This is a genomic window from Vogesella perlucida, from assembly GCF_979366545.1.
Genome location: NZ_CEETRO010000029.1, coordinates 1 through 1,060, shown reverse-complemented (window position 1 = coordinate 1,060; position 1,060 = coordinate 1). Strand labels below are relative to the sequence as shown.

At 53.2% G+C, this 1,060-nt stretch carries 1 rRNA gene; it reads right to left on the bottom strand.

Features of this window, described 5'->3' with window-relative positions:
- A 23S ribosomal RNA gene (locus tag ACZ9XP_RS17725) occupies positions 1–1,060 on the bottom strand; the annotation flags it as partial.

Here is a 1,060-nt window from a genome sequence, read left to right as displayed (position 1 = left end):
AGCCTCCAGGGAAGTCTCATCTTCAGGCAAGTTTCCCGCTTAGATGCTTTCAGCGGTTATCTCTTCCGAACTTAGCTACCCGGCGATGCGACTGGCGTCACAACCGGTACACCAGAGGTTCGTCCACTCCGGTCCTCTCGTACTAGGAGCAGCCCCCGTCAAACTTCCAACGCCCACTGCAGATAGGGACCAAACTGTCTCACGACGTTTTGAACCCAGCTCACGTACCACTTTAAATGGCGAACAGCCATACCCTTGGGACCGGCTACAGCCCCAGGATGTGATGAGCCGACATCGAGGTGCCAAACTCCGCCGTCGATGTGAACTCTTGGGCGGAATCAGCCTGTTATCCCCGGAGTACCTTTTATCCGTTGAGCGATGGCCCTTCCATTCAGAACCACCGGATCACTATGTCCTGCTTTCGCACCTGCTCGACTTGTCGGTCTCGCAGTTAAGCTACCTTTTGCCATTGCACTATCAGCACGATTTCCGACCGTACCTAGGTAACCTTCGAACTCCTCCGTTACACTTTGGGAGGAGACCGCCCCAGTCAAACTGCCTACCATGCACTGTCCCCGATCCGGATCACGGACCAAGGTTAGAACCTCAAACACACCAGGGTGGTATTTCAAGGACGGCTCCACTGAAACTAGCGTTCCAGCTTCATAGCCTCCCACCTATCCTACACAAGTCTGTTCAAAGTCCAATGCAAAGCTACAGTAAAGGTTCACGGGGTCTTTCCGTCTAGCAGCGGGTAGATTGCATCTTCACAAACATTTCAACTTCGCTGAGTCTCAGGAGGAGACAGTGTGGCCATCGTTACGCCATTCGTGCGGGTCGGAACTTACCCGACAAGGAATTTCGCTACCTTAGGACCGTTATAGTTACGGCCGCCGTTTACTGGGACTTCAATCAAGAGCTTGCACCCCATCATTTAATCTTCCAGCACCGGGCAGGCGTCACTCCGTATACGTCCACTTTCGTGTTGGCACAGAGCTGTGTTTTTGTTAAACAGTCGCAGCCACCTATTCTCTGCGACCTCTACTAGCTTCGGACGCGA